Below are 2,059 nucleotides of genomic sequence, written 5' to 3' on the forward strand. Positions count from 1 at the left end.
GCGACAGGTTGCCGGGCAACCTGCTCGAGCCGGACGCGTTCGATGTCGAGCAGGGCACGGTTCGCGAGATCGCGGGCGCCGGCCGGGATGCCGTCGAGCGGGCCGATCGATTCGGGGCGCTCGATGAGCAGTGCGGTCCGGTCGAAGTCGTCGAGGCGTTGCCACCACTGCGCCACCTGGTCAGGGTCGGTTCCGACCTCGGGCACCTGCGGCAGCCGTGGAAGGCGGGCACGCTCGCCCCCGAACAGCAGAGGCCCCGAGCCGTCTCCGCCGTTTGCCGTTTCCTCGTCGAATGCTCTCGCCAGGATCGCTGCGGCTTCCTCGTCCAGGGCGGTGGCGCGATCCGTCAGCGCATCGAGGCGGCCGTGCAGGACTCCCCGGTCGGTATCGCTCACTCCGGGGGCGGCGGAGATGCTGCCGTCGGCAGCGAAGCCCAGGCTCCGCTCCGCGGCCCACTGCCGCACATCCGCGAGCTCGGCATGCAACTCGCGTAGCCGCGGCGCGATCCGGTATGCACAGGCGCATACCGCGCGGTACGAATCGCCTTGTGCAGCAATCGCGGAGGCGAATTCGGCGATGCGTGACGCGGCGGCATCGTGGGCCGGACCCGCCCACTCCTCGCGGAACCGGCCCGCCGACCGGATGTCGCCGACGACGCGTTCGAGTTCTGCGGCATGGTGTCCCAGCGCGAAACCGAAGTCGTGCAGCGCATCCGGATCCCAACATGCGAGCTCCCCCAGGTCCATGTGTGCCACCCCCTGCACGGAAGGATAAGGCGCACAAACAGCTACCGGCCCGCGGAATCCTCCGTCGGGCCGGTAGCTGTGGATGAACGAGCCGGTTGTGGACAACTCGGCTACATGCCTGCGCCTACACGTCGGCGATGGCTTCCAGCGGCGGTGTCTTCGCCGCACGGTGACCGGGCCACAGGGCGGCGAGCACGCCGACCACACCGGAGCCGATGAGCATGCCCACCACCTGCGACCACGGCACCGAGATCCGGTCGAGGCCCTGGTCTGCGAGAGTGCGCACGAATGCCCATCCGAACACCAGGCCCAGAACCAGGCCGACCACGGCACCGAACACCGCGATGAGCAGCGACTCGATGTAGATGGTGCGTCGCACCTGAGCGCGTTGCATGCCGACGGCGCGCAACATGCCGATCTCGCGGCGCCGCTCCACTACCGACAAGGCCAGCGTGTTGACGATGCCGAGGATCGCGATCACCACGGCGAGCGCGAGGAGTCCGTACAGGATGGCGAGGAGCATGTCGATCTGCTGGGCCTGCTCGCCCTTGAACTGCTCACGGTCGAGGACCTGCACGATCACGTATTGCTTGGCAGCCTCCTCGAGCCCGGACCGGACCGCTTCGGGGTCCGCCCCATCGGCGGTATTGATCAGCACCACCGCGGCCGACCGCGACGACTCCGGCGTGAACCGGTCGTACAGTTCCGGCGAGGCCAGCCACGGACCGATCAGCTGGTTGTCGGCGTAGATGCCGGTGATCTCGGTGTCGACCGTCTCGCCGTCACGGCTCGTGAGCGGCACGGTGGTCCCGACCTCCCAGCCCCGCTCGGAGGCCTGGGATTCCGATACCAGCAACTCGTTGCCGCTGACCCGGGAGGTGCCGGCCGACATCTCCAGCGAGAGCACATCCTCGACCGGGCCGGACACGGCCGTCCCGTACTCGAAGCTGTCGTCGATCTCGGCCTGCATGGTGTGGGCGGCGACCACCTCGACGACGCCGTCGACATCGCGCACCTTGTCGGCGGCGTCGAGCGGCACCCCGAACATCGGCGGCCCGGAGAGCATGAAATCGGCCTTGACCCCGGTGTCGACGAGAGCGTCGACACTGGTCTTCGCGGACGACCCGAACACGCCGATGACGGACACGAGCATCAGCCCGAGGGTGAGCGCGAACGCGGTCGCCGCGGTGCGGCGCGGGTTGCGGGTGGCGTTGGTGCGGGCCAGCCGGCCCACAGCGCCGAACGGCCTGGCGAACACCGATCCGAGCACGTTCACGACCGGCCGCGACAGGGGCGGCGCGGCGAGAAGAACC

1 protein-coding gene and 1 pseudogene are annotated in these 2,059 nt (G+C 69.3%); both read right to left on the minus strand.

The window, feature by feature from the left end; translation table 11 throughout:
- Nucleotides 1-746, minus strand: a pseudogene (locus Q8814_RS25910) (alpha/beta hydrolase); the annotation flags it as partial.
- 124 nt (nt 747-870) lie between these two features.
- Nucleotides 871-2,059, minus strand: a 1,189-nt coding sequence (locus Q8814_RS25915; RefSeq protein WP_330154796.1) for an ABC transporter permease, incomplete at its 5' end; no start/stop codon positions are given.

This window comes from Rhodococcus chondri, assembly GCF_036327435.1.
GTDB classification, from domain to species: Bacteria; Actinomycetota; Actinomycetes; order Mycobacteriales; family Mycobacteriaceae; genus Rhodococcus; species Rhodococcus chondri.